This window comes from Dietzia sp. SLG310A2-38A2, from assembly GCF_014145095.1.
Taxonomy (GTDB): domain Bacteria; phylum Actinomycetota; class Actinomycetes; order Mycobacteriales; family Mycobacteriaceae; genus Dietzia.
Genome location: NZ_JAALDX010000249.1, coordinates 1 through 3,140, shown reverse-complemented (window position 1 = coordinate 3,140; position 3,140 = coordinate 1). Strand labels below are relative to the sequence as shown.

The 3,140-nt window shown below is 70.5% G+C and carries 2 protein-coding genes and 1 pseudogene; all 3 read right to left on the bottom strand.

The genetic code is table 11. From position 1 onward, the window contains the following. Positions 1–254 (bottom strand): annotated as a pseudogene (locus tag G6027_RS09195) (hypothetical protein); the annotation flags it as partial. 133 nt (positions 255–387) lie between these two features. After that, positions 388–2,022, bottom strand: a complete 1,635-nt coding sequence (gene lysS, locus G6027_RS09190; protein WP_182636904.1) for a lysine--tRNA ligase — start codon at positions 2,020–2,022, stop codon at positions 388–390. 21 nt (positions 2,023–2,043) lie between these two features. Continuing rightward, a complete protein-coding gene (glsA, locus tag G6027_RS09185) occupies positions 2,044–3,006 on the bottom strand; it encodes a glutaminase A (protein WP_182636903.1) in 963 nt (320 codons plus the stop codon). Between the last annotated feature and the right edge of the window lie 134 nt (positions 3,007–3,140).

Below are 3,140 nucleotides of genomic sequence, written 5' to 3'. Positions count from 1 at the left end.
GGCGGGGGCGGCGGGGGCGCGGCCGGAGGGGGCACGAACCCGGGAGGAGGCGTGATCCCCGCCGACTCCAACCACCCACCGGCGGCGGTGCGCAGATCAGCGTCCGCCTGCACCGATCCCGCCAGGGCCTGATCGAGCACCTGCTGGGCCTCCGGCGGCAATGGGATCTGGGCCGAGGCGGCGGAGGTCGAGGTCCCCGCGAGCAGGAGCGCCGCGACCACGCCGGCCAACGCACGTGATGGGTGGCTTCTCATAGTGTGATTATGTCCGGGGCCGGTCACCTGGACGGGCGCCTCGGAGTCACATTCGGATCTCGACCCGGCCCGGCGGTGGGCGCGAGGTCACGACACCTCGTCGGCCGTCCCCCGCCGCGGCCTGCTCGTCGCGTCAGTCCCGCGGCAGCGGCTTGACCATCGGGAACAGGATCGTCTCCCTGATCCCCAGCCCGGTGAGCGCCATCAGGAGGCGATCAATACCCATACCCAACCCGGTGGTGGGGGGCATCCCCTGCTCCATCGCGGCCAGGAAGTCCTCGTCCAGCACCATCGCCTCGTCGTCGCCGGCCGCGGCGAGCCGTGCCTGGTCCTCGAACCGCCGACGCTGGATCACCGGGTCGACGAGCTCCGAGTACCCGGTCGCCAGCTCGAACCCACGGACGTAGAGGTCCCACTTCTCGGTGACCCCGCGGTCGGTGCGGTGATCGCGGGTCAGTGGGGAGGTCTCCACGGGGAAATCGCGCACGAACACCGGCCCCTCGAGCTGGTCAGCGCAGAGGTGCTCCCAGAGCTCCTCGATGAGCTTGCCGTGCAGCCACCCCTTGCCCTTGGGGACGTCGAGTCCGACCTTGTCGGCCAGTTCCGTGAGCTCGTCGACCGTCGAGTCGACCGTGACGGTGTCCTCGTCGTCGTTCCCCACCACCTCGGGGTGCCGCGCGCGCAGGGCCTCGTTGAGCGAGGGGTACATCCGCATCTCACGCCACTGCCCACCCAGGTCGTACTCGGTGCCGTCGGCGAGGGTGACGGTGGTGGTACCGAACACCTCGCGCGCGACCTCCTGGATGACCTCACGGATCATCGTGGCGGACGTGTCGTAGTCCCCGTAGGCCTGGTAGGTCTCGAGCATCGCGAACTCGGGGCTGTGCGAGGAGTCCACGCCCTCGTTCCGGAAGTTGCGGTTGATCTCGAAGACCCGCTCGATCCCGCCCACCACGCAACGCTTGAGGTACAGCTCGGGGGCGATGCGCAGGTACAGGTCCAGGTCCAGGGCGTTGGAGTGCGTGACGAACGGACGGGCGGCGGCGCCGCCGTGCAGCGTCTGCAGCATGGGCGTCTCCACCTCGAGGAACCCCCGCCGGTCGAGGGCGTCCCGCAGCGCCCTGACGACCTTGATGCGGGTGACCGCGTTGCGCCGGGCGGTGTCGCGCATGATGAGGTCGGTGTAGCGCTGACGGACGCGCGTGTCTTCGCTCAGCTCCTTGTGCGCGACCGGCAACGGACGAAGCGACTTGGCCGCCAGCACCCACGAGTCGGCCATGACGGACAGCTCGCCGCGCTTGGACCGCACCACGCGACCGGTCACCGAGACGTGGTCACCGAGGTCCACGTCCTGCTTCCACGCCTCGAGCCGCTCCTCCCCCACGTTGGCCAGCGAGAGCATCGCCTGCAACTGCGGGGCGAACGAGTCGGGCGCGCCCTGGGTCACCGGGGCGGACAGGTCGGCGTCCGGGCTCACACCGTCCTGGAGTCGGACGAAGCAGAGCTTGCCCGTGTTGCGGACGAAGAGCACGCGGCCCGCGACGGAGACCCGGACATCGGTCTCCTCCCCGGCCTCGAGGGCGACGAAGCGCGGATCCGAGGCGATCTCGACGAGACCGTGCGTGCGGGGGACCTCGACCGGGTAGGCGTCGACGCCGGAGTCGAGGATGCGCTGCCGCTTGTCGCGACGGATACGCAGCTGCTCGGGGGTGTCGTCGGCGGGCTCGTTCGAGGCGGCCCCGGGCGCGGCGGGAGTCGAGTCGGTCACGACTCCCGAGGATAGTCGCCCCTATGCGGCGGGGCCGAACCCGTCGCCGCGCACGTGGTCGAGGACGTGAAGGTCAAACCGGTCCGACAGTTGCTCGATGGCGGCCGCCGCCCGCACGCTGTTGCCGTGCTCGTCCAGGCGCGGCGAGTAGGCCGCGATGCCGAACTTGCCGGGAACCACCGCGAACAGACACCCCGACACTCCGCTCTTCGCGGGCAGTCCGACCTGGTAGACCCAGTCGCCCGCCGCGTCGTACATGCCGCAGGTGAACATCACGCTGTTGGCGTAGCGGACCGCCTTGCGTCCGAGGATCCGTTCGTCACTGCCGGGCTTCAGCCCGCCGTTCGCGAACATGGCGGCCATGTGGGCGAGTTCGCGGACGTCCACGCGGACCGCGCACTGGCGTCCGTACCCCGCCACCACCTCGTGGGGGTCGTCCGCGAGGGTGCCCTCCTCGGCGAGCAGGTGCGCGAGCGCCTGGTTGCGGTGGGCGCTCTTCGCCTCGATGTCCGCGATCTCCTCGTCCACCTCAACGTCACGACCGACGAGTCGGGAGAGCAGCGCGCGGATGTGCTCGAAGCGCGAGACCTCGTCGTCGTCGGTGTCCCCGACGAGCGCGTGAGCGGCTAACGCCCCGGCGTTGACCAGACCGTTGGGGGCCCGTCCCGTGCCGGCCTCCAGGGAGATCTCGTTGAACGCGTCCCCGGATGGTTCGACCCCGATCCGCTTGGCCACCTCGTCGACGCCCTTCTGATCCAGAGCCAGGGCGTACACGAACGGCTTGGAGGCCGATTGGAGATCGAAGCGGATGTCGTCGTCCCCCGCCGAGGTCACGGTGCCCTCGAGGTCGCACACCGCCATCGCCAGGGCGTCGGGGTTCGGGTGTTCGTAGTCGCCGAGGTGCGGGACCAGATCGCCCGAGGAGTCGTCACGGACCTCGTCGAGGATGCCTTGGAGAAGGTCTGCCGAGATGTGGTCCGTCATGGACGCGACCGTACCGGGGTCGGTGCCCGCGCGCCCCCGGTCGGGCGTGGTGCGGCGGTCAGTGCGCCGAGATCGCGGACCGCTCGCGCAGGAGGTGCTCGGCGTCCGAGAGCAGGGCGAGTGCCCCCGCCGCC